Source organism: Streptomyces sp. NPDC052687 (assembly GCF_040678395.1).
GTDB lineage: Bacteria > Actinomycetota > Actinomycetes > Streptomycetales > Streptomycetaceae > Streptomyces.
The window spans coordinates 20874-46562 of record NZ_JBFATR010000021.1 but is presented as its reverse complement, the minus strand read 5'-3'; the positions used below and the strand labels follow the sequence as shown (position 1 = coordinate 46562).

General features: G+C 71.0%; 21 protein-coding genes. 5 read left to right on the top strand and 16 right to left on the bottom strand.

Annotation, left to right across the window (positions count from 1 at the left end; translation table 11 throughout):
* Positions 1–132: 132 nt before the first annotated feature.
* From AB0K92_RS18740 to AB0K92_RS18725, 4 genes are all read right to left on the bottom strand, one after another.
* Positions 133–1770, bottom strand: a complete 1638-nt coding sequence (locus AB0K92_RS18740) for a cytochrome bc complex cytochrome b subunit (protein WP_165998982.1) — start codon at positions 1768–1770, stop codon at positions 133–135.
* Positions 1767–2825: a Rieske 2Fe-2S domain-containing protein gene (locus AB0K92_RS18735; protein WP_365924188.1), complete on the bottom strand. Its 1059-nt coding sequence runs from the start codon at positions 2823–2825 to the stop codon at positions 1767–1769. Before AB0K92_RS18735 ends, AB0K92_RS18740 begins: the two co-directional genes overlap by 4 nt.
* Positions 2822–3634 (bottom strand): c-type cytochrome, encoded by an 813-nt coding sequence (locus tag AB0K92_RS18730; protein ID WP_165998978.1) that lies wholly within the window; start codon positions 3632–3634, stop codon positions 2822–2824. The genes AB0K92_RS18735 and AB0K92_RS18730 overlap by 4 nt, the downstream gene beginning before the upstream one ends.
* An 82-nt stretch (positions 3635–3716) precedes the next feature.
* Entirely contained in the window at positions 3717–4337 is a 621-nt protein-coding gene (locus tag AB0K92_RS18725; protein WP_165998976.1) for a heme-copper oxidase subunit III, read from the bottom strand.
* Positions 4338–4483: 146 nt separating this feature from the next.
* Here AB0K92_RS18725 and AB0K92_RS18720 point away from each other — a divergent pair, with 146 nt between their 5' ends.
* Positions 4484–4885: a hypothetical protein gene (locus AB0K92_RS18720; protein WP_365924185.1), complete on the top strand. Its 402-nt coding sequence runs from the start codon at positions 4484–4486 to the stop codon at positions 4883–4885.
* Between the two features lie 81 nt (positions 4886–4966).
* On the opposite strand, the gene AB0K92_RS18715 is transcribed toward AB0K92_RS18720, so the two are convergent.
* The 4 genes from AB0K92_RS18715 to coxB all read right to left on the bottom strand — a co-directional run bounded on the left by AB0K92_RS18715 (position 4967) and on the right by coxB (position 9441).
* Positions 4967–6229: an Ig-like domain-containing protein gene (locus tag AB0K92_RS18715; RefSeq protein WP_365924183.1), complete on the bottom strand. Its 1263-nt coding sequence runs from the start codon at positions 6227–6229 to the stop codon at positions 4967–4969.
* Positions 6230–6359: 130 nt separating this feature from the next.
* Positions 6360–6758: a cytochrome c oxidase subunit 4 gene (locus AB0K92_RS18710; protein ID WP_165998970.1), complete on the bottom strand. Its 399-nt coding sequence runs from the start codon at positions 6756–6758 to the stop codon at positions 6360–6362.
* Positions 6755–8485, bottom strand: coding sequence for a cytochrome c oxidase subunit I (gene ctaD / locus AB0K92_RS18705; protein WP_165998968.1), 1731 nt, complete (start codon positions 8483–8485; stop codon positions 6755–6757). Before ctaD ends, AB0K92_RS18710 begins: the two co-directional genes overlap by 4 nt.
* Positions 8482–9441, bottom strand: coding sequence for a cytochrome c oxidase subunit II (gene coxB / locus AB0K92_RS18700; protein ID WP_165998966.1), 960 nt, complete (start codon positions 9439–9441; stop codon positions 8482–8484). The genes ctaD and coxB overlap by 4 nt, the downstream gene beginning before the upstream one ends.
* 287 nt (positions 9442–9728) lie before the next feature.
* Between coxB and AB0K92_RS18695 the strand changes: the two genes are divergently transcribed.
* Positions 9729–11105 (top strand): aminotransferase class V-fold PLP-dependent enzyme, encoded by a 1377-nt coding sequence (locus tag AB0K92_RS18695; RefSeq protein ID WP_365924181.1) that lies wholly within the window; start codon positions 9729–9731, stop codon positions 11103–11105.
* Between the two features lie 29 nt (positions 11106–11134).
* Here AB0K92_RS18695 and AB0K92_RS18690 read toward each other — a convergent pair whose 3' ends face one another.
* Complete coding sequence (locus AB0K92_RS18690) at positions 11135–12109, bottom strand: carbohydrate kinase family protein (RefSeq protein WP_365924179.1); 975 nt, start codon at positions 12107–12109, stop codon at positions 11135–11137.
* Between the two features lie 130 nt (positions 12110–12239).
* Between AB0K92_RS18690 and AB0K92_RS18685 the strand changes: the two genes are divergently transcribed.
* Both AB0K92_RS18685 and AB0K92_RS18680 read left to right on the top strand, forming a co-directional pair.
* Positions 12240–12455, top strand: a complete 216-nt coding sequence (locus AB0K92_RS18685) for a hypothetical protein (RefSeq protein ID WP_165998960.1) — start codon at positions 12240–12242, stop codon at positions 12453–12455.
* A gap of 839 nt (positions 12456–13294) precedes the next feature.
* Positions 13295–14782 (top strand): hypothetical protein, encoded by a 1488-nt coding sequence (locus tag AB0K92_RS18680; RefSeq protein ID WP_365924177.1) that lies wholly within the window; start codon positions 13295–13297, stop codon positions 14780–14782.
* A gap of 74 nt (positions 14783–14856) precedes the next feature.
* On the opposite strand, the gene AB0K92_RS18675 is transcribed toward AB0K92_RS18680, so the two are convergent.
* A complete protein-coding gene (locus AB0K92_RS18675; protein ID WP_006135694.1) occupies positions 14857–15213 on the bottom strand; it encodes an iron-sulfur cluster assembly accessory protein in 357 nt (118 codons plus the stop codon).
* Between the two features lie 416 nt (positions 15214–15629).
* On the opposite strand from AB0K92_RS18675, the gene nadA reads away from it, so the two are divergent.
* Positions 15630–16814, top strand: a complete 1185-nt coding sequence (gene nadA / locus AB0K92_RS18670; protein ID WP_365924175.1) for a quinolinate synthase NadA — start codon at positions 15630–15632, stop codon at positions 16812–16814.
* Positions 16815–16834: 20 nt separating this feature from the next.
* On the opposite strand, the gene AB0K92_RS18665 is transcribed toward nadA, so the two are convergent.
* The 6 genes from AB0K92_RS18665 to AB0K92_RS18640 all read right to left on the bottom strand — a co-directional run bounded on the left by AB0K92_RS18665 (position 16835) and on the right by AB0K92_RS18640 (position 25672).
* Complete coding sequence (locus AB0K92_RS18665; protein ID WP_365924173.1) at positions 16835–19027, bottom strand: PQQ-binding-like beta-propeller repeat protein; 2193 nt, start codon at positions 19025–19027, stop codon at positions 16835–16837.
* A 165-nt stretch (positions 19028–19192) separates the two neighbouring features.
* Positions 19193–22300 carry an efflux RND transporter permease subunit gene (locus tag AB0K92_RS18660; protein WP_365924171.1) on the bottom strand — a complete coding sequence of 1036 codons (3108 nt, stop codon included), beginning with the start codon at positions 22298–22300 and terminating at the stop codon, positions 19193–19195.
* 155 nt (positions 22301–22455) lie between these two features.
* Positions 22456–23142 carry a response regulator transcription factor gene (locus AB0K92_RS18655; RefSeq protein ID WP_165998951.1) on the bottom strand — a complete coding sequence of 229 codons (687 nt, stop codon included), beginning with the start codon at positions 23140–23142 and terminating at the stop codon, positions 22456–22458.
* Positions 23143–23185: 43 nt separating this feature from the next.
* Positions 23186–24403, bottom strand: a complete 1218-nt coding sequence (locus AB0K92_RS18650; protein ID WP_365924169.1) for a sensor histidine kinase — start codon at positions 24401–24403, stop codon at positions 23186–23188.
* 193 nt (positions 24404–24596) lie between these two features.
* Positions 24597–24872 (bottom strand): hypothetical protein, encoded by a 276-nt coding sequence (locus tag AB0K92_RS18645; protein WP_365924167.1) that lies wholly within the window; start codon positions 24870–24872, stop codon positions 24597–24599.
* 23 nt (positions 24873–24895) lie between these two features.
* Positions 24896–25672 (bottom strand): PspA/IM30 family protein, encoded by a 777-nt coding sequence (locus tag AB0K92_RS18640; protein ID WP_166004787.1) that lies wholly within the window; start codon positions 25670–25672, stop codon positions 24896–24898.
* Positions 25673–25689: the final 17 nt, after the last annotated feature.

Sequence of the window (25689 nt, the reverse complement as noted above, 5' to 3'; positions counted from 1 at the left end):
GCTCCTGATCGTCGTAGGGCACAGGGCACACCACCCGGTGTGATCCCAGCCTATCCAGCCCGGGGCACGGCGAAGGGCCCCCGTCCGAACACCGGACGGGGGCCCTTGGCCGTGGCGTGGCGAACGCAGCGATCAGTGGTGGCCGTGGCCGCTCGTGATCTCCTTGTACTCCTCGACGGTCGGCTTGGCGACCTGGCTGTCCTCGCCGAAGTACGCCTTGCTGAGCTTGGCGCGCAGCTTCTCGGAGCCCTTCACCTTGCGCTCGACACCGTTCTCGTCGACCGTGGGGCCGATCTCGGCCGGCTGGTACTGGTCGTGCGCCGTGAGGCTGTACAGGGCCGCCTGGCTGAGCGGCTCGTGGACCTCGATGTACTCACCGTGCGGCAGGCGCTTGATGGTGCCGGTCTCGCGACCGTGCAGCACCTTGTCCTTGTCCCGGCGCTGCAGGCCGAGGCAGATCCGCTTGGTGACCACGAAGGCGATGACCGGGCCGACGAAGAAGCCGATCCGGACGAACCAGGTGACCGCGTTGATCGACAGGTGGAAGTGCGTGGCGACGATGTCGTTGCCACCACCGATCAGCATGATCATGTACGCGGTGACCCAGGCGACACCGAGCGCGGTGCGGGTGGGGGCGTTGCGCGGGCGGTCCAGGATGTGGTGCTCGCGCTTGTCGCCGGTGACCCAGGACTCGATGAACGGGTAGACCGCGATCGCCGCCAGGAAGAGACCGAACAGCACCAGCGGGACGAACACGCCGAGGACCAGCGTGTGACCCCACAGGTTGATCTCCCAGCCGGGCATGGCGCGGACGAGACCCTCGGCGAAGCCCATGTACCAGTCGGGCTGGGCGCCGGTGGACACCATGTCCGGGCGGTACGGGCCCAGGGCCCAGATCGGGTTCACCGTCGCGATGCCGGCGAGGACCGCGATGACACCGAAGACCAGGAAGAAGAAGCCTCCGGCCTTGGCCATGTAGACCGGCAGCAGCGGCATGCCGACGACGTTGTTGTTGGTCTTGCCGGGACCCGCGAACTGCGTGTGCTTGTGGTAGAAGACCAGGATCAGGTGGGCCACCACGAGACCGAGCATGATGCCCGGCAGCAGCAGGATGTGGATCGAGTAGAACCGGGCGACGAAGTCGTCGCCGGGGAACTCCCCGCCGAACAGGAACATCGAGATGTACGTGCCGACGATCGGCACGGACAGGATCGCGCCCTGCGTGAAGCGGACACCGGTGCCGGAGAGCAGGTCGTCCGGGAGCGAGTAGCCGGTGAAACCGGTGAACATGCCGAGGACGAACAGCAGGAAGCCGAACAGCCAGTTGATCTCACGCGGCTTGCGGAACGCGCCGGTGAAGAAGACGCGCATCATGTGCACGAACATGCCGGCGAGGAAGACGATGGCCGCCCAGTGGTGGATCTGCCGGATCAGCAGACCGCCGCGGACGTCGAAGCTGATGTCCAGCGTCGACTTGTAGGCCTCGCTCATCAGCTGGCCCTGCATCGGGATGTAGCTGCCGTGGTACTCCACCTCGTTCATCGACGGGTGGAAGAACAGGGTCAGGTACACACCCGTGAGGATGATGATGAGGAAGCTGTAGAGGCAGACCTCGCCCAGCATGAAGGACCAGTGGTCCGGGAAGATCTTCCGCATGTTGGCCTTGGCCAGGGAGTAGATCCCCAGCCGGCCGTCGGCCCAGTCGGCGACGCGCTCGCCGGCCGGTGCCTTCCCGCGAGAGCGGGACTCGGTGGGTTCGTTGGTGCTCATCCGCGCTCCCAGAATGCAGGACCGACGGGCTCTTCGAAGTCGCCGAGCGCTTCGAGGTAACCCTCGTCGTTCACACCGATGCGCAGCTGCGGCAGCGGGTGACCGGCGGGACCGAAGATGACCCGGGCACCGTCGGAGAGGTCGAAGGTGGACTGGTGGCAGGGGCACAGCACGTGGTGCGTCTGCTGCTCGTACAGGGAGATCGGGCAACCGACGTGCGTGCAGATCTTGGAGTACGCCACGATGCCCTCGTGCGACCACTCGAGCTCGCGCTTGTCCTTGATGTCCTCCGGCCTGATCCGGACGAGCATCAGGGCGGCCTTGGCGATCTCGTTCTGGAAGCCGTGGTCGTGCTCCTCCAGGCCCTCGGGCTTGGCGAAGGTCAGCGAGCCCACCGCGACGTCCGACGGCCGCAGCGGCTCGTTGGTGTTCATGTTGACGATCAGCTTGCCCCTGGACCACAGGGTGTGGCGCAGCTTGTCCCCGGGCAGCGGACCGAGGTCGCGCAGCAGGACCACGCCGGACAGCGGCACCATGGCCATCGCGCCGAACATGGTGTTGCGGATCAGCTTGCGCCGGCCCAGCTGGGACTCGGCGGCGCCCTGCCGGAAGTCGGCGTGCACCTGGGCACGGACGTCGGCCGGGGCCTCGACCGGGTGCCGCTCCCCGACCAGCTCGTGGTCGGACATCAGGGTGCGGCCCCAGTGGACCGCGCCCGCGCCGATGCAGAACAGCGCCACGCCCAGGGTCAGGCCCAGCGCGAAGTTCATCGCGTTGATGTGCCCGAGCGTGAAGACGTAGATCGACTTGTCGTGCGGGATCGCCACGAACGAGGCGATGAAGCCGATGGTGGCCAGCATCGACACCGTGAACAGCAGGGCCACCGTGCGCTCGGACCGCTTGGCGGCCCGCTCGTCGATGTCCTGGACGCGGGGCTCGTGCGGCGGCAGGCCCGGGTCGGCGAACGGGTCCTTCTCGTCCGCGACGCCCAGCGCGCCGTGTGCGGTGTCCTGCGGCGCGGGCAGGTTCTCTTCGGGAATGTCTTGGCTGCTCATGACTTCTTGGCCTTTGCGGTCCGGGCGGCCACCCACACGGCGATGGCGATAAGGGTGCCGAGGCCGAAGATCCAGCCGAAGAGGCCTTCGGCGACCGGGCCGATGCCGCCCAGCTCCATCCCGCCGGGGGTCTCCGTCTCGTCGCTGTTGACCGCGTTCAGGTACGCGATGATGTCCTTCTTATTCTGTTCCGACAGGGTGGTGTCGGGGAAGGAGGGCATGTTCTGCGGGCCGGTCTGCATGGCCTCGTAGATGTGCTTCGGGTCCACGCCTTCCAGGGACGGCGCGTACTTGCCCTTGGTGAGGGCACCGCCCTTGCCGGTGAAGTTGTGGCACTGCGCGCAGTTGTTGCGGAACAGCTCGCCACCCTTGGCGATGTCCGCGCCCTCCGGACCGTACTGCTCCTCGGTCGGGACGGCGGGACCGGCACCCAGCGAGGAGATGTACGCGGCGAGCTGGTCGATCTCGGCCTGGGTGTAGATGTTCTTCTTCCGCGGCACCTGGGCGCCCTGGGAGGTGGCGGCCGGCATGCGGCCGGTGCCGACCTGGAAGTCGACGGCCGCCGCACCCACGCCGACCAGGCTCGGACCGTCGGAGGTGCCCTGACCGCCGGTGCCGTGGCAGCTGGCGCAGCCTACGGCGTAGAGCTTCTTGCCCTCGTCGATGGCAAGGGACTGGGCGGTTTCATCGGCCTGCGCCTTGCCCGCGGGTGCGAACGCGGCGTACAGCCCCCCGGTAGCCGCCAGCGCGAGGAGTAGGACGACGACCGCCGCCAGCGGATGGCGTCGTCGTGCGGAGAGCTTTTTCACGGATTACCCCGGTGTCAGGATCTTCTGCGTCGATGCTTCTGGGATGTGCGTGTTACGGGAACGCGCGTGGGATCGGGTCCGGCTACTTGATCATGTAGATCGTGGCGAAGAGGCCGATCCAGACGACATCGACGAAGTGCCAGTAGTAGGACACGACGATGGCGGCGGTCGCCTGCTCGTGGGTGAACCTACGGGCCGCGTAGGTACGGCCAAGGACCAGCAGGAAGGCGATGAGACCGCCCGTCACGTGCAGGCCGTGGAAGCCGGTGGTCAGGTAGAAGGCCGAGCCGTAGGGGTCGGAGGAGAGCGAGAGGCCCTCGTGCTTGACCAGCTCGGTGTACTCGTACACCTGGCCGCCGATGAAGATCGCACCCATGATGAAGGTGACGATGAACCACATCCGGAGCTTCTTCACGTCACCGCGCTCGGCGGCGAAGACGCCGAGCTGGCAGGTGAGGGAGGAGAGCACCAGGATCGTGGTGTTCGTCGCCGAGAACGGGAAGTTCAAGGCGTCCGCCTTCTCACTCCAGAACTCGGGTCCTGTCACCGATCGCAGGGTGAAGTACATCGCGAAGAGGGCCGCGAAGAACATCAGCTCGGAACTCAGCCAAATGATGGTTCCGACGCTGACGAGGTTCGGTCGGTTGACCGACGGGTGCGCGTGCCCGGTGTCTACTGTCGTTGCTGTCGCCACGACCGACATTATGTCGGTCGCTTATCTCGCCCTCACTCCGGGGGGTGCCGTTCGGAGTGTTGCCCTGGGCGATACCGGTGCTGACGTGGTGTGCAGGGGAGTAGCATCCGGGCCTACGGGCCTTTCCGTACGACGCCGAAGTCACGGAGGAAGCTATGCAGCCGACCGCCACGGTGCTGGTCTACAGCGACGACTCCAACACCCGCGAGCAGGTGCGGCTAGCGGCCGGGCGCCGGCCCGCTCCGGACGCGCCCCTGGTGGAGTTCGTGGAGTGCGCGACTCCGGCGGCCGTCGTCAGGGAGCTGGACAAGGGCGGGATCGACGTCTGCGTGCTGGACGGAGAGGCCGTGCCCATGGGCGGTATGGGGCTGTGCCGGCAGATCAAGGACGAGGTGTTCCGGTGCCCGCCGGTGCTGCTGCTGATCGGGCGGCCGCAGGACGCGTGGCTGGCGACGTGGAGCCGGGCCGAGGCGGCGGTGACGCTGCCGGTGGATCCGGTGGAGTTCGCCTCCGCGCTGGCGTCTCTGCTGCGGCAGAGGAAGCTGCAGAGCGCCTAGGGAGGCGGTGCCCGGGGCGGTCGGGCGGCTGCGGGCCGGCTGTGGCTGGTCACGCAGTTCCCCGCGCCCCTGAGGGGCGCATTACACCGCGGCCGGTCGCAGACGTGCTGTTTCTTCCGGTTCGGGTGCTTCCGGCCGGCCGGCGGTCAGGGCGCTGCCCTCTCGCCATTTCTTCCAGGTGAGGTTCCAGTCGCCGAAGCCGTTGCCGAAGGGCTCCATGGTGGCGCCGTAGGAGTTGACGACCTGTACCACGTCGCCCTCGCGGACGTTCTGGAAGAACCAGGCGGCGTTGCCGGTGCTCATGCCGGTGCAGCCGTGGCTGACGTTGGCGTAGCCCTGGGAGCCCACCGACCAGGGGGCGGCGTGCACGTACTCGCCGCTCCAGGTGACCCTGGTGGCGTAGTAGACGGGCAGGTCGTACGACTCGGACGAGCCGGCGGCGATGCCGATGCTGGTACTGCGCATCCGTACGAAGTACTCCTTGCCGAGCACCACCTTGACGCCGTTGCGGGTCTCGAAGCCGGGCTTGCCGGTGGTGACCGGTATGGAGTTGATCTCCTGGCCGTTCCGGTAGACGGTCATGTGGTGGGACGAGGCGTCCGTGACGGCGACGACCGCGTCGCCCGTGGTGATCCTCAGCGGCTTCGCGGTGCCGCCCCACAGCCGGTCGCTGATCTTGATGCCCTCCAGGTTGCTGCTGACCTGGACGGTGGCGTGGGCGGGCCAGTACTCCTTGGGGCGGTAGTGGAGCTTCTTGTCGTCCACCCAGTGCCAGGAGCCCTCCACGGCGGGCGTGGAGCGCACCTTGAGGGCGCGTTCGACGACGGCCCGCTGAGCCCTGTCCGTCACCTCGCGGCTGAGTTCGGCGGTGATGGGCTGGCCGACGCCGTAGGTGCCCGCCTTGGGGCCGAAGGTGACGTCCAGGCGCTTCTCGGCGAGGGGCCGGCCGGTGTCGAGGACCAGGACCCGGCGGCCCGGCCGGCCGTCCTCGTCCTCGGTGCTCACCCGGACCGTGTAGCGGGCGTTCGCGGCGAGCGGGGACGTGGAGTGCCAGCGGGCCCCGTCGGCGGAGAGTTCGCCCGCCAGATGGCGGCCGGCCGCGTCCACGGCCGTGACGTCCGTGATGCGCCCGTCGGAGTCCTGGGCGGTGACTTCCAGGGGCTTGTCCGGGTCGGCCTTCTTCCCCTCGCCCACGGGTCCGCTGAAGGAGATCTGGTCCGTCGCGTCGTACGGCGCGGCCGACAGCGGGTGTCCGTCGCCGCCGCAGGAGGCGACGGCGGGGCCGAGGGATATCAGCAGCAGGGCGCCGGTGACGGCGGTACGGGAACGCGGTGTGTGGCTCATGAGCTCACGCTAGGGAGCGCCCTGCGGCGGGGCGCGCTGGGTGAGCCGGGCGGGGGACGGCGGTTGCTGCGAACGCGGGAGCCCGGACGCTCCTTTCGGAGTGTCCGGGCTCCCGTGGGCTCGGCGTGTGCTACTGGGTGCGGTTCTCACCGCGGTAGTACTCGAAGACCCAGCCGAAGATGCCGATCAGGATGACCGGGAAGGCGAAGTACAGCAGCCACCAGCCGACCGCGACACCGAGGAAGGCGAGGGCGCCGCCGATCGCCAGGGACAGCGGCTGCCAGCTGTGCGGGCTGAAGAAGCCCAGCTCGCCCGCGTCGTCCGCGACGTCCGCCTCCAGGTTGTCCTGCGCACCGACGTCGACCCGCTTGGCCGTGAAGCCGAGGTAGAAGCCGATCATGATGCACAGGCCGAAGGCCAGGAAGAGGGCCGTGGTGCCGGCCGGCTCCTTCGACCACACGCCATAGACGACCGCCATGGCGAGGACGAAGACGCTCAGCCACATGAACATCTTGCCCTGGATCTTCACTTGCCGGCCTCCTTGCTGCCCACGAGCGCGTCCCGCTTGCCGTCGTTCTCGAGCTGCTCGAGGGCGGCGATGTCGGGGTGGTGCAGGTCGAACGCCGGGGATTCGCTGCGGATCCGCGGCAGGGTGATGAAGTTGTGCCGCGGCGGCGGGCAGGAGGTCGCCCACTCCAGGGAGCGGCCGTAGCCCCACGGGTCGTCCACGCCGACCGGCTTGCCGTACTTGGCGGTCTTCCAGACGTTGTAGAAGAACGGCAGGATCGACGCGCCCAGGACGAACGAGCTGATCGTGGAGATCGTGTTCAGGGCGGTGAAGCCGTCGGCCGCCAGGTAGTCGGCGTACCGGCGCGGCATGCCCTCGGCGCCCAGCCAGTGCTGCACCAGGAAGGTGCCGTGGAAGCCGACGAACAGCGTCCAGAAGGTGATCTTGCCCAGACGCTCGTCGAGCATCTTGCCGGTGAACTTCGGCCACCAGAAGTGGAAGCCGGAGAACATCGCGAAGACGACCGTGCCGAAGACCACGTAGTGGAAGTGGGCCACCACGAAGTACGAGTCGGAGATGTGGAAGTCCATGGGCGGCGAGGCCAGGATGACACCGGTCAGACCACCGAAGGTGAAGGTGATCAGGAAGCCGGTCGCCCAGAGCATCGGTGTCTCGAAGGACAGCGAGCCCTTCCACATCGTGCCGATCCAGTTGAAGAACTTCACACCGGTCGGGACGGCGATGAGGAACGTCATGAAGGAGAAGAACGGCAGCAGCACACCGCCGGTGACGTACATGTGGTGCGCCCACACGGTCACGGACAGACCGGCGATCGCGATGGTCGCCGCGACCAGACCCCAGTAGCCGAACATCGGCTTGCGGGAGAAGACCGGGATGACCTCGCTGATGATGCCGAAGAACGGCAGGGCGATGATGTACACCTCCGGGTGTCCGAAGAACCAGAAGAGGTGCTGCCACAGCAAGGCGCCGCCGTTGGCCGCGTCGAAGATGTGCGCCCCGAACTTGCGGTCCGCCTCCAGGGCGAACAGCGCGGCGGCCAGGACCGGGAAGGCCAGCAGGACCAGGACACCGGTCAGCAGGACGTTCCAGGTGAAGATCGGCATGCGGAACATCGTCATGCCGGGGGCGCGCATGCAGATGATCGTGGTGATGAAGTTGACCGCGCCGAGGATGGTGCCGAAGCCGGAGAAGGCCAGGCCCATGATCCACATGTCGGAGCCGAGGCCCGGCGAGCGGACCGCGTCGGACAGCGGGGTGTAGGCGAACCAGCCGAAGCTGGCGGCGCCGTTCGGGGTGAGGAAGCCGCCCACCGCGATCAGCGAGCCGAACAGGTAGAGCCAGTAGGCGAACATGTTCAGCCGCGGGAACGCGACGTCGGGGGCGCCGATCTGCAGCGGCATGATCCAGTTCGCGAAGCCTGCGAACAGCGGCGTCGCGAACATCAGCAGCATGATCGTGCCGTGCATCGTGAACGCCTGGTTGAACTGCTCGTTCGACATCATCTGCAGACCCGGACGGGCCAGCTCGGCGCGCATGAACAGCGCCAGGATGCCGCCGATGCAGAAGAACGCGAACGACGTCGTCAGGTACAGCGTTCCGATGGTCTTGTGGTCGGTGGTCGTCAGCCACTTCACCACGATGTTGCCGGGCTGCTTGCGCCGGACCGGCAGTTCGTTCTCGTAGGTGCCTGCCTCGGGGGCACCTGCGGGTTCGTTGACGATACTCACAGGACGTTCGCCTCCCGGTCCTTCGCGTGCTCGGACTGCTCGATACCGGCGGGCACGTAACCGGTCTGGCCCTTCTCGGCCAGCTCCTTCAGGTGCTGCTCGTAACGCTCCGGCGAGACGACCTTCACGTTGAACAGCATCCGGGAGTGGTCGTTGCCGCACAGCTCGGCGCACTTGCCCAGGAACGTGCCCTCACGGTTCGGGGTCACCTGGAAGGCGTTCGGGTGGCCCGGGATGACGTCCTGCTTCATCAGGAACGGCACCACCCAGAACGAGTGGATGACGTCCCGGGAGGTCAGGACGAAGCGGACCGTCTTGCCCTTCGGCAGCCACAGGGTGGGGCCGGGGTTGCCGGTCTGCGGGTTGCGGTCACCGGGGACACCGCAGGTGTAGACGCCGCCGGCGTTCGCCGGGAAGTCCTTCTTGTAGCGGTCGGGGACCGCGTCCAGTTCCTTGGCGGTCTTGGCGTCGCCGGTGGAACCCTCGACGTTCTCGATGTAGTTGAAGCACCAGCTCCACTGGAAGCCGACCACGTTGACCGTGACGTCGGGCTTCTTGTCCATGGAGAGCAGCTTCGACTCGTCGCGAGCCGTGAAGTAGAAGAGGACCGACACGATGATGATCGGTACGACCGTGTACAGCGCCTCGATCGGCACGTTGTACCGGGTCTGCGGAGGGATCTCCACCTTGGTGCGGCTGCGCCGGTGGAAGATGGCACTCCAGAGGATCAAGCCCCACACCAGCACGCCGACGGCGAGCGCGGCAGCCCAGGAGCCCTGCCACAGGGAGAGGACGATCGGCGCCTCTTCCGTGGTGGGGGTGGGCATGCCAAGGCGGGGGAAGTCCTCCCATGTGCAACCGGTGGCGGTCGCCAGGACCAGGCCCGCGGTCAGTGCCTGCAGCAGCTTCCGCCGCATCGGGCGCCGCGGCGAGCGGTCGGAGCCGTTGGGACTCACGTAGCGCCTTCCCGAGAGTCTCGCCCGCGCGGATCGGCTGCGGCCTGGCCTTCTCGCTGGTCGGTCGCCGCCCTGCGTCGGGCAGGGGTTTGGATGTTTATGCGGACCAAACCCTAGCCCACCCTCTTCGGGGCTTCGCGGGGAGGGGTGCCTAGTCACTCGGTGGGTTCGCTGGATTGGCGGCTGGGGGGTCGTCCGGGCTGGTCGCACCCCGTGGCGGAGCCGCCGCAGGCCCGGCCCCGTGCCCCTTGCGGGTGATGGCCGGCCGGGGGGTTTAGCGTTGCCGTATGGCCTACTTCGATGCCGCTTCCGCCGCTCCCCTGCACCCCGTCGCCCGGCAGGCGTTGGCGGCCTCCCTGGATGAGGGATGGGCGGATCCGGCCCGGTTGTACCGGGAAGGGCGCAAGGCCCGGATGCTGCTGGACGCGGCGCGGGATGCGGCCGCCGAGGCGGTCGGCTGCCGGCCCGACGAGCTGGTGTTCACCTCCTCCGGCACCCGCGCCGTGCACGCGGGCGTCTCGGGCGTGTTGGCGGGCCGGCGGCGGGTGGGGCGCCACCTGATCGTGTCAGCCGTCGAACATTCCTCGGTACTGCATTCGGCGGAGTCCCACGAGGCGGACGGCGGCACGGTCACGCGGGTCGCGGTGGACCGCACCGGCGCCGTCAGCCCCGCGGCGTACGCCGGTGCCCTGCGCGCGGACACCGCGCTGGCCTGTCTCCAGTCGGCCAACCACGAGGTGGGCACCGTGCAGCCGGTGGCCGAGGTGGCCGAGATCTGCCGGGCGGCCGGGGTGCCGCTGCTGGTGGACGCGGCGCAGTCGCTGGCCTGGGGCCCGGTCGCGGGCGACTGGTCCGTGCTGACGGCGAGCGCCCACAAGTGGGGCGGGCCGTCCGGGGTCGGACTGCTCGTCGTCCGCAAGGGCGTGCGGTTCGCGCCGCAGGGACCGGCGGACGAGCGGGAGTCGGGCCGGGCCCCCGGCTTCGAGAACATCCCCGCGATCGTGGCCGCCGCGGCCTCGCTGCGGGCCGTACGGGCGGAGGCGGACGCCGAGGCGGTACGGCTGCGGGAGCTGACGCACCGGATCCGGGCGCGGGTGCCGGAACTGGTGCCGGATGTCGAGGTGGTGGGCGACCCGGAGCGGCGGCTGCCGGGGATCGTCACCTTCTCGTGTCTCTATGTCGACGGCGAGGCGCTGCTGCACGAGCTGGACCGGGAGGGCTTCTCGGTCTCGTCCGGGTCGTCCTGCACCAGCAGCACCCTGACGCCCAGCCATGTGCTGAAGGCGATGGGGGTGCTGAGCGAGGGCAATGTGCGGGTGTCGCTGCCCTTCGGGGCGGTCTCCGAGGACGTCGACGGGTTCCTGGAGGTGCTGCCGCGGGCCGTGGCCGGGGTGCGGGAGAAGCTGGGCGCGCCGGTGGCCGAGACCGCCGTGCGCGACGACGTCCTGGTCGTGGACTCCCTCGGCAAGCGCTGCCCGATCCCGGTCATCGAGCTGGCCAAGGTCATCGGCGAGGTGCCGGTGGGCGGCCTCGTCCGGGTCCTGTCGGACGACGAGGCCGCGCGCCTGGACATCCCGGCGTGGTGCGAGATGCGCGGGCAGGAGTACGTGGGCGAGGAGCCGGCGGAGCGGGGAGCGGCGTACCTGGTGCGCCGCTCCGGCTGAGGGGCCCTCCTCTCGCCCGCGGGCGGGGATCAGCTCAGGTGCTGCTGGACCTCCGCCGCGGCCTCGTCGCCGTACGCCTTGGTGAAGCGCTCCATGAAGTGCGCCCGGCGCAGCTGGTACTCCTGGGTGCCGACCGTCTCGATGACCAGCGTCGCGAGCATGCAGCCGACCTGGGCGGCGCGCTCAAGGGAGACGCCCCAGGCGAGGCCGGAGAGGAAGCCGGCGCGGAAGGCGTCGCCGACGCCCGTGGGGTCGGCCTTGCGCTCCTCGTCCGGGCAGCCGACCTCGATCGGGTCCTCGCCGGCCCGCTCGATCCGCACGCCGCGCGAGCCGAGGGTGGTGACGCGGTGGCCGACCCTGGCCAGGATCTCCTCGTCGGTCCAGCCGGTCTTGGTCTCGATGAGGCCCTTCTCGTACTCGTTGGAGAACAGGTACGTGGCGCCCTCCAGCAGTATCCGGATCTCCTCGCCGTTCATCCGGGCGATCTGCTGGGAGAAGTCGGCGGCGAAGGGGATGTTCCGGGAGCGGCACTCCTCGGTGTGGCGGAGCATCGCCTCCGGGTCGTCGGCGCCGATCAGCACCAGGTCGAGGCCGCCGACGCGGTCCGCGACCGTCTTCAGCTCGATCAGCCGGGCCTCGCTCATCGCGCCGGTGTAGAAGGAGCCGATCTGGTTGTGGTCGGCGTCGGTGGTGCAGACGAAACGGGCGGTGTGCAGGGTCTCGGAGATCCGCACCGAGCCGGTGTCGACGCCGTGCCGGTCCAGCCAGGCGCGGTACTCGTCGAAGTCGAAGCCGGCCGCGCCGACCAGGATCGGCTCCGTGCCCAGCTGGCCCATGCCGAAGGCGATGTTCGCGCCGACGCCGCCGCGGCGGACGTCGAGGTTGTCGACCAGGAAGGAGAGCGAGACCGTGTGCAGCCGGTCCGCGACGAGCTGGTCGGCGAAGCGGCCGGGGAAGGTCATGAGGTGGTCGGTGGCGATGGAGCCGGTGACTGCGATGCGCACGGCGTGGACGCTCCTGAGTGGAGGGGTAATGACAATTCACGCTACCCGGTGCGGGGCCCGGCCTGAAGGCGACAAAACTACCCGATAGTAGATCTTTCTTCGTGAGCCGCCCCATGCCTACGGTGCCGCTATGACGAACCTCAAGGTGTCCGCCCCCGCCCCGGCCCCGGCCGATCCCGAAGGCGACCTGGCGTCGCTGCGCGGCGACTGCGCCCGGATGGTGCCGCACTGGTCGGTGCCCGACCGGCACGCGCCGCGGCCGGTCTCCCCCTCCCTGATCCACGGCGTGTCGGTGCCGGTCGCCTCCGCGCGGCTGCTGGACGCGATGTCCGACTACGGCGACTGAGCCGTAGTCGGGGAACCGTGCGCTCCTCCGCCGCGTCCCATCGCTGTCCCCCGTAACAGCTGTGCGGCCGAAGGAGCGATGCGGTGAACACCGAGCGACCCGACAACGACGACGAGGTCGTGGGCGAGTCCGGCGCCGCCGAGAGGAACGCCGGCTCCGAGGACCTGCCCTCCCGCGCGGACGGCGCTGCGGGAGCGGCGAGGGCGAGTGCGCCGGGCGCGGAGGCGGAGGCGGATGCGGGGACGGGGTCCGGCGGGGACGCTTCCGTCGGGGCTGCTCCTGCTGGGGCCGCTTCCGCTGGAGCTGCTTCCGCTGGGGCTGCTTCCGCTGGGGCTGCTTCCGGCGGGGACGTTTCTGCTGGGACCGCTTCGGGCGGTGCCGCTTCCGCTGGGGCTGCTTCCGGCGGGGACGTTTCTGCTGGGACCGCTTCGGGCGGTGCCGCTTCCGCTGGGGCGGTCGGCGCGGGGGCGGCTGCCGAGGGATCGGCTGCCGCCGGACCTGACGCGGGTGCGGCGGCCGCTGGGTCGGGCGGGGAGGCGGGGTCCGAAGGGCCGGCGCGGGCTGAGCATGCGGGACCCGCCGGGCCGGCCGAGGGTGCGTCCGCGGGGTCGGCCGAGGGTGCGTCCGCGGGAGCGGCCGGTGCCCGGCCGGACGCCGTCGCCGGGGCCGCCGGAGCGGACGGCGGTCGGTCCGAGGCAGCCGGGCATGCCGAGGGCGCGGGAGTTGCGGGAGCGGCTGACGCCTCGCCGGAGGCGGTCGCCGAAGTGGACGGTGGTGGTCGGTCGGAGGCGGTCGCGGGTGGCGCGGCGGCGGGTGGGGTGCGGGCGGGTGACGGTGAGTTGGTCGCGTCCGCCGTGTCCGGGGCCGGGCGTGACTGCGATGAGCGTTCCTCCCGGCGGCGCTCCCCCGTGCTCGTCGCCGCCATGGTCGCCGCCGTGCTGCTGGCCGGGGGCGGTGGGGCGTATCTCGCGGGCTCCGCGGGGGGCGGCGCGGGCGGGGGGTCCGGGGCCGGTGCGCCGGCCGGGGGCGGTACTCCCCCGCCGCTGGCCCTGGACGGTTACGCGGAGGGCGCCGGGAACGGCATCGCGCCCGGCGAGCCCGACCCGAACGGGGTGACCTACCGGGCCTCGGGCGATCTGCCGAAGGGCCCCGGCTCGGCGCCGGTGTACTGGGCGAAGGGCGAGGTCACGCGGGCGGAGGTCGCGCGGCTGGCGGCGGCGCTCGGGGTGAACGGGACGCCGGTGGCCGAGGGTCAGGCCTGGAAGGTCGGGTCCGGCAAGGACGGCCAGGGGCCGAGCCTCCAGGTGAACCGGCAGGCGCCCGGCACGTGGACGTTCCACCGGTACGCGCCCGGCACCGACGACTGCGAGAGCGTCACCGTCTGCTCCAAGCCGCCCGCGTCCGGGTCCGGCGACCCGGTGAGCGAGGCGGCGGCGCGCGAGGCGGCGGCGCCGGTGCTGAGGGCGCTCGGGCAGGACGCCGCGCGGGCGGACGCCTCGCAGGTGACGGGCGCGCAGCGGGTGGTGAACGCCGATCCGGTGATCGGCGGGCTGCCGACGTACGGCTGGCCGACCGGGCTGACGGTCGGTGCGCGGGGTGACGTGGTCGCGGGCAGCGGGCAGCTGAAGACGCCGGTGAAGGGACACACGTATCCGGTGCTGGACGCGCGCGCGACGCTGGACCGGCTGAACGCGGCGCAGGAGCCCGGCCACCGTGCCGGGATCGGCGGCTGTGCCACTCCGGTGCCGCTGGAGGAGGGCCGGGAGCAGGCGCCGTGCGAGACCTCGGGTGCGACGGTCGCTCCGCGGGAGACGATCGTGGTGGAGGACGCGGTGTTCGGGCTGGCCTCGCACTTCGTGCAGGCGCGGCCGACACTGGTGCCGTCCTGGCTGTTCGAGGTGCGGGCACCGGGTGCGAAGGAGGGCTTCACGGTGACGTACCCGGCCGTCGACCCGCGCTATCTGACGTCGCCCGCGCCCTCCGGGGAGCCGAGCGGGAACCCGAGTCCGCGGCCGACGGGACCGGACGCGCCCGCGGAGAGCCGGAACGTGAAGGTGGAGGGCTACACCGCCGAGGGCAGGGAGCTGACGGTCGCCTTCACCGGCGGGGTCTGCGCGGACTACGAGGCAAAGGCGTCGGAGAGCGCGGACGAGGTGACGGTCACGGTCACCGAGACGCCCTGGCCGGACAAGGTCTGCATCATGATCGCCAAGACGCACCACCGCACGGTCGAGCTGGACGAGCCGCTCGGCGAGCGGAAGGTCGTCGGCTCGGACGGGGAGGCGATCCCGCTGGAGAAGCCGGGGGCGCGGCTGCCCCGGGGCTGAGGCACGCGCGTACGCGAAAGGCGGCGGCCCTCGTCAGGAGGGACCGCCGCCTCTCACTTCACTCGGCTCGCGGCTCAGCTGAAGGAGTCGCCGCAGGCGCAGGAGCCCGTCGCGTTCGGGTTGTCGATCGTGAAGCCCTGCTTCTCGATCGTGTCCACGAAGTCGATGGTCGCGCCGCCCAGGTACGGGGCGCTCATCCGGTCGGTGACGACCTTGACCCCGCCGAAGTCCTTCTCCACGTCGCCGTCGAGGGAACGCTCGTCGAAGAACAGCTGGTAGCGCAGGCCGGAGCAGCCGCCGGGCTGGACGGCGACGCGCAGCGCGAGGTCGTCGCGGCCTTCCTGGTCGAGCAGCGCCTTGACCTTGGACGCGGCGGCGTCGGTCAGGATGATGCCGTCGGTGACGGTGGTGGTCTCGTCCGATACGGACATCTACATCTCTCCCGGGTTGTACGGAGACTGCTTGCCGACGGTTGCAACCGGCGGGACCGCGGATTCATTCCGGGACGTGCCCGACTCTTTTCTCCTCGGCTCGTTTTTCATGCTCGCACATGCGCGGGCGGGCGGACAGCGCCCTGTGGGCGAGAGGGCCGCGGGTGCGGGGTGCGGGGTGCCGGGTGCGGGGTGCGGGGTGCGGGGTGCGGGGTGCGGGGTGCGGGGTGCGGGCAAGGTGACGTACCGGACATCGGGATTCACGTCACATCGACACGATGGCCATCGTCAAAGTGACATGAAGCGGTTATGATAGATAGCGTCATTTCGACGAAAAGGTCGAAACGCTGTCCCCCGCTACCCCGCCGGTCCGGCCCCTCGGACCGGCGAGCCGCAGAAAAGAAAGGGTGCGTGTCGTGACCACCGCCCAGACCCAGGAGCTCGACGTACAGCCGACGCCCCTCGCCCTGCTGCTCCTCGGCCGCGAGGCCGACCCGAGGAGCGAGCGCGGCGTGGAGTGCCCCGGCGACCTGCCCTCGCCGTCCGACCCGGACCTGGTCGAGCGCGCCCGCGCGGCCAAGGAGAAGCTGGGCGACAAGGTCTTCGTGCTGGGCCACCACTACCAGCGCGACGAGGTGATCCAGTTCGCCGACGTCACGGGTGACTCCTTCAAGCTGGCCCGCGACGCGGCCGCCCGCCCCGAGGCCGAGTACATCGTCTTCTGCGGTGTCCACTTCATGGCGGAGTCCGCCGACATCCTGACCTCCGACGACCAGAAGGTCGTCCTGCCCGACCTCGCCGCCGGCTGCTCGATGGCCGACATGGCGACGGCCGAGCAGGTCGCCGAGTGCTGGGACGTGCTGACCGAGGCCGGCATCGCCGAGCAGGTCGTGCCCGTCTCGTACATGAACTCGTCCGCCGACATCAAGGCCTTCACCGGCAAGCACGGCGGCACGATCTGCACCTCCTCCAACGCCAAGCGGGCGCTGGACTGGGCGTTCGAGCAGGGCGAGAAGGTCCTCTTCCTGCCCGACCAGCACCTGGGCCGCAACACCGCCGTGCGCGACATGGGCATGTCCCTGGACGACTGCGTGGTCTACAACCCGCACAAGCCGAACGGCGGTCTGACCGCCGAGGAGCTGCGCGGCGCGAAGATGATCCTGTGGCGCGGCCACTGCTCGGTGCACGGCCGCTTCAGCCTGGACTCGGTGAACGACGTCCGCGAGCGCATCCCGGATGTGAACGTGCTCGTCCACCCCGAGTGCCGGCACGAGGTCGTGGCGGCGGCGGACTACGTCGGCTCCACCGAGTACATCATCAAGATGCTGGAGGCGGCCCCGGCCGGTTCCAAGTGGGCCATCGGCACGGAGCTGAACCTGGTCCGCCGCCTGGCGAACCGTTTCGCTCCCGAGGGCAAGGAGATCGTCTTCCTCGACAAGACGGTCTGCTTCTGCTCCACCATGAACCGCATCGACCTGCCCCACCTCGTCTGGGCCCTGGAGTCCCTGGCCGAGGGCAAGCTCGTCAACCGCATCGAGGTCGACAAGGAGACCGAGGCGTTCGCGAAGCTGGCGCTGGAGCGGATGCTGGCGCTGCCGTAGCCCCTGGCCGTCCCCCCCGCTCACCCCGACGCGGGCTTCCTGTCGGGGTGGGCGGGGTCGATGCCGAAGAGGGTGCCGTCCGGGGTCGACACGATCACGGAGCCCTGGTGCAGGAACAGCTCCGACCGGGACCAGCCGTCGTCCAGCACCTCCCGGGCGCGCGGGCTGGTCTCCCACAGCGTCGTCCCGTCGCCGGCGTCCAGGGCCGCCACCCGGCCGCTGGGGCTGGCCACGAACACGGTGCCGCCCGCCTTGTGCAGCACGGGCGCGCCCGGCTGTTCCAGCGTGGTCTGCGTGCGCCACAGCTCCTTGCCCGTCCTCGGCGAGACCGCCTGGACGACGCCGTTGGAGCTGGCCGACCACAGCGTGCCGTCCGCCAGCACGATCCTTCCGCGCAGCGTCTTCGCCAGGGACACCCGCTCGCGCCGGCCGGTGCCGGGGTCCATCAGGACCACCGCGTGGTACAGCTCGTCCTCGCCGGAGGGCTCCGCCGCCCACTCCAGGAAGAGCAGCCGGCCGTCCAGGGCGCCCGCGAACCCGCCCTCGGACGCGGTGAGCCGGCGGGTGGAGCCGTCGGACGGATCGACGGCCAGCAGGAAGGACTTCCCGGAGTCGTCGTGGAGGCAGTCCGCGTAGATGTCCGGCCCGGACTCGGTCAGGAACGTGCAGGAGTACTGCTCGGGCAGCTTCGCGGCCCACTCCTTCGCCCCGGTGCGCACGGAGCGGGCGGTCAGCGTGCGGCCGCCCTCGCCCTCCGGGGCCAGCACCAGGCCGCGGGCGAAGAACGCGAAGGTGCTCTCCTCGTCGACCGTACGGCTCCACACCTGACGCCCCGAACCGGCGTCCAGCGCGACGACGCTGATCGTCTCGTTCTCGAGCGAGGCGTCGGAGACGGTCCGGCGCACCAGCACCCTCTCCTCGTCCACCCCGAGGATCTCACCGTACGCGGACCGGTCCCGGGGACTCCCCTTCGGCAGCAGGCCGGCCCGCCAGACGATCTCTCCCGTGACCGCGTCCACCCGCACCGGCGGCGCCGACTGGCCCGCGCAGTAGACGGCGGCCTCGTACCTCGCGCACCGGCCCGACTCGCTCATGGAGCCGCTTCCGCCGACGGCGATCAGCGACTCGGTGTGCGGCAGAGTCGTCTGCCAGGGCCGCCACCCGTCGGGCGGGGCACCCCAGCGGGAGTCCGGGCGGTCCGCGGACGCGCCCGGTCCCAGCAGGTACGCGGTCAGGCCGAGCACCAGCGCGCCGACCGTGCCCGTGACGAGCAGCAGGGGCCGGATCCGGCCGCGGCGGCGGGCGGACCGCTCCGTCTCCCGGTCGGTGACCGTGCCGGGATGGGTGGCCGTCCGGTCGGGAGGGCCGAGGCGCAGCGTGACCGTGGGCGGATCGCCGGGGTCCGGTTCGGGCAGGGCCCCGGCGAACTCGCCGGCCAGTGTGCCGAGGTCGGGCCGCCCGTCCCGTTCCTTCGTCAGGCAGCGCTCCAGGATGGCCCGCAGTTGCTGCGGCACCCCGTCGAGGACGGGTGGGTCGTTGATGACCCGGTACGCCGTCAGGTAGGGGCTCTCCGCGTCGAACGGGCCGCGTCCCGTGGTGGCGTACGCGAGCAGCGCGCCGAGGGAGAAGACGTCGGAGGCCGGGCCCACCGAGCGGGCGTCGGTGAACTGCTCGGGGGACATGAACGGCGGGGTGCCGATCATCTGCCCGGTCTCGGTCAGGGTGAGGTTCTCGGTGGCGCGGGAGATGCCGAAGTCGATGACGCGGGGTCCGTCCTCGGCCATCAGCACATTGGCCGGTTTCAGGTCCCGGTGCACGACCCCGGCCCGGTGGATGTCCCGCAGCGCCTCCACCAGTCCCAGCGCGAGGCGCCGCAACGCGGCGCCGCGCAGCGGTCCCTGCTCGCGGATCCGCTCGGCGAGGGAGCGGCCGGGCACGTACTGGGTGGCCATCCACGGCCGGTCCGCCTCCGGGTCGGCGTCCACGACCGGTGCGGTGAACGCGCCGCTGACCTTGCGGACGGCCTCGATCTCCTGCCGGAACCGGGTGCGGAAGACGGGGTCCTGCGCGTACTGCGCGTGCACCACCTTCACGGCGACCTCGCGCCCGGACCGGGATCTGCCCCGGTAGACGACCCCCATGCCGCCGGCCCCGAGCCGGTCCAGCAGCCTGTACCCGCCGAGCGACCGCGGATCGTCCCTGTGCAGTGGCACCGCCCGTTTCCCTTCCCCCGTTGAGCAGTTAGCGGGCACAGGATACGTAACCGGGCGGTCGCGGCCCGGTGCGGTCCGCTCCCCTCCGCCGGTTTCCCCGACGGCGCGCGCGAGCGCAACGGCCGGGTCCCGCGGGGAGACCCGGCCGTTGTCAGGGCAGGCGCGTCACGCGCTCGCCGGCTCCGGCGTCTTCTCCGCTCCGGCCTTCGCCGCCCGCTTCGCCGCGCGCTTCTTCGCGCGGCGCTCCTTGCGCAGTTCGAGCATCGCGTAGAGGGTCGGGACGAGGAGGAGGGTCAGCAGGGTGGAGGTGACCAGGCCGCCGATGACGACCACCGCCAGGGGCTGGGCGATGAAGCCGCCCTCGCCGGTGATGCCCAGGGCCATCGGCAGGAGGGCGAAGATGGTCGCCAGGGCGGTCATCAGGATGGGGCGCAGGCGGTGGCGGCCGCCCTCGACGACGGCTTCCACGACGCCGTAGCCCTGCGCCCGGTACTGGTTGATGAGGTCGATCAGGACGATCGCGTTCGTCACCACGATGCCGATGAGCATCAGCATGCCGATCATCGCGGGGACGCCCATGGGGGTGCCGGTGGCGACCAGCAGGCCGATCGCGCCGGTGGCCGCGAAGGGGATGGAGACCAGCAGGATCAGCGGCTGGACCAGCGAGCGGAAGGTCGCGACCAGCAGCATGAAGACGATCGCGATGGCCGCCAGCATGGCGAGGCCGAGGTTGGCGAACGCCTCGTCCTGGTCCTCGGAGACACCGCCGATCTCGGCGGTCGCGCCGGCCGGGAGGTCGAGCGAGTTGATCTTCGACTGGAGGTCGGCGCTGACCGCGCCGGTGTTGTCACCGGTCGGCTTGGCGGTGATGGTGGCGGCGCGCTGGCCGTCGATGCGGGTCATGGAGACCGGGCCGTCGACCAGCTTCACCTCCGCGATGTCGCCGAGCTTCACCGGGCCGAGCGGCAGCCGCCTCAGTTCCGCGAGCGTGTCGGCGGGGCGCGCCGAGCGGATGACGACGTCGCGTTCGGTGTCGTCGAGGGTGGCCTTGGCGGCGGTCGTGCCGCGGACCGCCTGGGCGACGGCCGCGCCGAGCGTCTGGTCGGTGAAGCCGGCCGCGGCGGCCTTCTCGTTGGCCTCGACGGAGATCCGCGGGACGCTCTGGGCGAGGTCGCTGGTGACGTCGGTGACGTCGTCCAGGCCGGCCACGGCCTTACGGACCTCCTCCGCGGCGTCGCGCAGCACCTTCGCGTCGGCCGCCTTCACGACCACGGAGAGGTCCTGGCTGCCGAAGCCGTCGCCGGCGGCGATCGTCGTCGTGCCGATGCCGTCCAGCTTCGCCAGGCCCTGCTCGATGCGGTGCTCGACGTCCTCGTAGGACGCGGAGTCCTCCAGCATCACCGAGTACGACGCCTGGTTGGTGTCCGTGCCGCCGCCGAAGGCGGCCATGAAGCCGGAGGAGCCGACGGTGACCTGGTAGTCCTTGACGCCCTCGATGCCGTCGAGCATCTTCTCGATCTTCTTCGCCTGGGCGTCGGTCGCCGCGAGGCTGGTGCCGGGCTCCAGCTCCTGCTTGACGGTGAGGACTTCCTGCTCGCCCTGGTCGAAGAAGTTGGTCTTCAGGAGGGGGGCCATGCCGAAGGTGCCGATCAGGACCACCACCGCGATGGCCACGCTGGTCAGGCGGCGGCGCGTGGCGAAGCGCAGGACCGGGACGTAGAGGCGCTGGAGCCTGCTCCTCGCCTCCTTCTCCTCGGCGAGGCGGCGGGCCTCGCCGGCGTCCTCGGGGGTGCCCTTCGGGGGGCGCAGGAACCAGTAGGAGAGGACCGGGACGACCGTCAGGGAGACCAGTAGGGACGCCAGCAGGGCGGCGGTCACCGTCAGCGAGAACGAGCCGAACAGCTCGCCCACCATGCCGCCGACCAGGCCGATCGGCAGGAACACGGCGACCGTGGTGAGCGTGGAGGACGTCACCGCGCCCGCGACCTCGCGCACCGCCTTGAGGATCGCCTCCTGGCGCTCCTCGCCGTAGCCGAGGTGCCGCTTGATGTTCTCCAGGACGACGATCGAGTCGTCGACGACGCGGCCGATGGCGATGGTGAGCGCGCCGAGGGTGAGGACGTTCAGGGAGAGGTCGCGGGTCCACAGGACGATCAGGGCGAGGACCACCGACAGGGGGATGGAGACCGCCGTGACCAGCGTGGAGCGCAGCGAGGCCAGGAAGACGAGGATGACGAGGACGGCGAAGAGGAGGCCGAGGGCGCCCTCCGTCGTCAGGCCCTCGATGGACTTCGACACGGCCGGGCCCTGGTCGCTGACGACCGTGACGGTGGCGCCGGCTCCGAGGTCGGCGCGCATCTCGGGCAGCTTGTCGCGGACGGCGTCGGAGATGGCGACCGCGCTGCCGTCGCGGTCCATGGTGACCATCACGGCGAGGCTGGGCTCGCCGTTGGTGCGGGTGAGGGAGTCGGCGCGGGCGGGCTGCTGCGCGACCTCGGCGACGGCACCGAGGCGGACCGGGCGCTCGACGCCCTCCCCGGTGATCATCAGGTCCTCGATCTGCCGCAGCGAGGTGAAGCCGCCGCCGACCTGCACGGTGCGGTTGGCGCCGTCCTCGTCGAAGGAGCCGGCCGGGACGGTCGCGCCGCCCGCCTGGAGCGCCTGGGCGAGGGACTGGGTGGTAAGGCCCGCCTTGGCGAGCTTCGCGTCGTCGGGGGTGACGGTGACCTGGAGGTCGCGGACGCCGTCCACGGTGACCTGGCCGACGCCGTCGATGTCCTTGAGGGCGGGTACGACGGTCCTGTCGAGCTGGTCGGCGAGGGCCTGCTGGTCGCGGTCGGAGGTGACGGCGAGCACGACGGTCGGGATGTCGTCCGTGGACCCGGCGACGACCTGCGGGTCGACGTCGTCGGGGAGCTGGACGCGGGCCCGGTTGACGGCCTGCTGGACACCCGCGACGAGCTGGTCGGTGTCGTTGCCGTAGTCGAAGGACGCCATGATCACGGCGTTGCCCTCGCCGGCGGTGGAGGTGACGCCGGTGATGCCGTCGACCGCCTCGAGGTTGCTCTCGATCGGTTCGACGACCTGCTTCTCGACCACGTCCGGGGACGCGCCCTGGTACGGCGCGATCACCGACACCATGGGCAGTTCGATGGTGGGCAGCAGCTGCTGCTTGAGCTGCGGGATCGCTATCGCCCCGAAGGCGAGCGCGATGATCGACATCAGCCCTGTCAGGGCCCGTTGCGCGAGGCTGAATCTGGACAGCCAGGACATGGGTCAGCGTCTCTCTTCCGTGGCCTGAGCGGAGCAGTGGGCGCATGCGAGCGCCCACGCCACCACCCTGGTCCATGGCCGGCGGCCCGGCCGTCGCCCCCAGGTCCATTTCCTTATCCCGCGCATACTGCGGCTGGAGTAGCGCCGTACGGCGGTCAGTCCACCCTTGGACGGACCAGACCGGACTCGTAGGCGATCACCACGAGCTGGGCCCGGTCGCGGGCGCCCAGCTTGGCCATGGCCCGGTTGACGTGGGTCTTCACGGTGAGCGGGCTGACCTGCAGGCGTTCGGCGATCTCGTCGTTGGAGTGGCCGCCGGCGACCTGGACGAGCACCTCGCGCTCGCGGACGGTGAGCGCGTCGAGCCGGTCGGAGCGGGCCGGGTCCGGGTCGCCGTCGGCGCCGTCGCCGCCCTGGGCGAGGAAGCGGGCGATCAGGCCCTTGGTGGCGGCCGGGGAGAGCAGGGCCTCGCCGCCGGCCGCGACGCGGATCGCGTTCAGCAGTTCCTCCGGCTCGCTGCCCTTGCCGAGGAAGCCGGAGGCGCCGGCCCGCAGGGACCGCACGACGTAGTCGTCGACCTCGAAGGTCGTCAGGATGACGATCCGGACGTGGGCGAGCGCCGGGTCCGCGGTGATCAGGCGGGTGGCGGCCAGCCCGTCGGTGCCGGGCATACGGATGTCCATCAGCACGACGTCCGGGCGGTGCTCCCGGGCCAGCCGCACCGCCTCGGCCCCGTCGGAGGCCTCGCCGACCACCTCCATGTCCGGCTCGGAGTCGACGAGCACGCGGAAGGCGCTGCGCAGCAGGGCCTGGTCGTCGGCGAGCAGGACGCGGACGGTCATACGGGCTCCCCCTCGGCGCTGGGCCCGCGCCGGTCGGCGCGGGTCATCCGGCCTCCCCCTCGGTGCCGGAGCGGTTGTCGACCGGCAGGATCGCATGGACGCGGAAGCCGCCGCCGTAGCGGGGACCGGTGGTGAGGGTGCCGCGCAGCGCGGTGACGCGTTCGCGCATGCCGAGCAGGCCGTGGCCGCCGCCTTCCGGCGGGGGGTGTTCGCCGGCCCCGTCGTCGAGGACGGTGATCTCGATGCGCGGGCCCACCCGCACCACGCTGACCTCGGCCTTCGCCTCCGTACCGGCGTGTTTGCGGACGTTGGTGAGGGCTTCCTGGATGAGCCGGTAGGCGGCGAGGTCGACGGCGGCGGGCAGGGTGGTGCCGTGGTCGGCGCGGGCGACCTCGACGCGCAGCCCGGCGTTGCGGAAGGTGCCGACGAGTTCGTCGAGCCGGTCGAGGCCGGGGGCGGGTTCGGTGGGGGCCTCGGGGTCGCCGGACTGGCGGAGCAGGCCGACGGTGGCGCGCAGCTCGTTCAGGGCGGAGCGGCTGGCCTCGCGGACGTGGGCGAGGGCTTCCTTGGCCTGGTCGGGGCGCTTGTCCATGACGTGGGCGGCGACTCCGGCCTGCACGTTGACCAGGGCGATGTGGTGGGCGACGACGTCGTGCAGGTCGCGGGCGATGCGCAGGCGTTCCTCGGCGACCCGGCGACGGGCCTCCTCCTCGCGGGTGCGTTCGGCGCGCTCGGCGCGTTCCCGGATGGCCTGGACGAAGGCGCGGCGGCTGCGGACGGCGTCACCCGCGGTGGCGCCGATGCCGGTCCAGGCGAAGATCGCCAGGTTCTCCTGGGCGTACCAGGGCAGCGGGCCGGCGAGCATGGCGGCGCCGGTGAGCACGGTCATGGTGAGCAGGCCGATGCGCCAGGTGGTGGGGCGGTCGGTGGTGGAGGCGACGGTGTAGAGGGCGATCACGGCGGACATCGCGACGGGCGCGCGGGGGTCGCCGGTGACGGACTCGACGAGGGAGACGCAGCCGGTGAGGGCGAGGACGGTGCGGGGGAGGCGGCGGCGCAGCACCAGCGCGGCGGCGCCGAGGGCCATCAGGAGCAGGCTCAGCGCGTCCGGGGAGCGCAGTCCCCAGGTGACGCCGTCCTTGCCGTGCGGGTCCACGAAGGACCCTGCCACCATGCAGGCCAGCACTCCGGCGGCCAGGATGGCGTCCAGCGCCATGGGGTGGGCCTTGAGTCCGTGCCGGACGCGCTCCAGGGTGCTCACGGTGGTCCACGGTAGCCGGGCACGGCCCGGATCCGGCCGGGCCGGCCGTCCCGCGACCCTCCCGAGCCGGTCCGGACGCCGGGGCTGCCGTCCCGCGACCCTCCCGAGCCGGGCCGGACGCCGGGGCTGCCGTCCCGGCCCGGCGGGTCACTAGGGGTGTCTCGCTGATCCGGCATGATCGGCGAGACACCCCCTAGGGGATGAGGCCGTCCTCGGAGAGGAGTTCGCGGACGTCGTCCAGGGTCGCGTCGGGGGACGGCAGGATCAGCTGGGACGGTTCGAGGGAGTCGTCGGGCAGGGGCGTCCCCAGTTCCCGGACGCGGTCCAGGAGGGCGTGCAGAGTGCGGCGGAAGCCGGGGCCGTCGCCCTGCTGCATCTCGGCCAGCAGCTCCTCGTCCAGCCCGTTCAGCTCGGCGAGGTGGCTGTCGGCCAGCTCCACCTGCCCCTCCCCCATGATCCGTACGATCATGACGCCCTCCTCGGCGTGGGCCCCTACTGCTTGTCGAACCGCGGGGTGTCCTGCGGCTGCTGCCGGGGCTGCTGCTGGGCGTCGCCGCCCTCGATGGCCTGCCGGTCACCCGACGTGCCTCCGGCCAGCTCGGCCTTCATGCGCTGCAGCTCCAGCTCTACATCCGTACCACCGGAGAGCCGGTCCAGCTCGGCCTGGATGTCGTCCTTGGCCATGCCGGTGGGGTCGTCGAGGGCGCCGGAGGCGAGCAGTTCGTCGATGGCACCGGCGCGGGCCTGGAGCTGGGCGGTCTTGTCCTCGGCGCGCTGGATGGCCAGGCCGACGTCGCCCATCTCCTCGGAGATGCCGGTGAACGCCTCGCCGATCCGGGTCTGCGCCTGGGCCGCGGTGTACGTCGCCTTGATCGTCTCCTTCTTGGTGCGGAAGGCGTCGACCTTGGCCTGGAGCCGCTGGGCCGCCAGAGTGAGTTTCTCCTCCTCGCCCTGGAGGGTGGCGTGCTGCGTCTCCAGGTCGGTGACCTGCTGCTGGAGCGCGGCGCGGCGGGAGAGCGCCTCGCGGGCCAGGTCCTCGCGGCCCAGCGCGAGCGCCTTGCGGCCCTGGTCCTCCAGCTTGGCGGACTGCTGCTGCAGCTGGTTCAGCTGGAGTTCCAGGCGCTTGCGGGAGGTGGCCACGTCCGCGACGCCGCGGCGGACCTTCTGGAGCAGCTCCAGCTGCTTCTGGTACGAGTAATCGAGGGTCTCGCGCGGGTCCTCGGCCCGGTCCAGGGCCTTGTTCGCCTTCGCGCGGAAGATCATCCCCATACGCTTCATGACACCGC

Bases quoted from the DNA above. Each gene is read 5' to 3' on its own strand.
- AB0K92_RS18740 (WP_165998982.1), bottom strand. From the start codon at position 1,770: ATGAGCACCAACGAACCCACCGAGTCCCGCTCTCGCGGGAAGGCACCG.
- AB0K92_RS18735 (WP_365924188.1), bottom strand. From the start codon at position 2,825: ATGAGCAGCCAAGACATTCCCGAAGAGAACCTGCCCGCGCCGCAGGAC.
- AB0K92_RS18725 (WP_165998976.1), bottom strand. From the start codon at position 4,337: ATGTCGGTCGTGGCGACAGCAACGACAGTAGACACCGGGCACGCGCAC.
- AB0K92_RS18720 (WP_365924185.1), top strand. From the start codon at position 4,484: ATGCAGCCGACCGCCACGGTGCTGGTCTACAGCGACGACTCCAACACC.
- AB0K92_RS18715 (WP_365924183.1), bottom strand. From the start codon at position 6,229: ATGAGCCACACACCGCGTTCCCGTACCGCCGTCACCGGCGCCCTGCTG.
- AB0K92_RS18695 (WP_365924181.1), top strand. From the start codon at position 9,729: ATGGCCTACTTCGATGCCGCTTCCGCCGCTCCCCTGCACCCCGTCGCC.
- AB0K92_RS18685 (WP_165998960.1), top strand. From the start codon at position 12,240: ATGACGAACCTCAAGGTGTCCGCCCCCGCCCCGGCCCCGGCCGATCCC.
- AB0K92_RS18675 (WP_006135694.1), bottom strand. From the start codon at position 15,213: ATGTCCGTATCGGACGAGACCACCACCGTCACCGACGGCATCATCCTG.
- AB0K92_RS18660 (WP_365924171.1), bottom strand. From the start codon at position 22,300: ATGTCCTGGCTGTCCAGATTCAGCCTCGCGCAACGGGCCCTGACAGGG.
- AB0K92_RS18655 (WP_165998951.1), bottom strand. From the start codon at position 23,142: ATGACCGTCCGCGTCCTGCTCGCCGACGACCAGGCCCTGCTGCGCAGC.
- AB0K92_RS18645 (WP_365924167.1), bottom strand. From the start codon at position 24,872: ATGATCGTACGGATCATGGGGGAGGGGCAGGTGGAGCTGGCCGACAGC.
- AB0K92_RS18640 (WP_166004787.1), bottom strand. From the start codon at position 25,672: ATGGGGATGATCTTCCGCGCGAAGGCGAACAAGGCCCTGGACCGGGCC.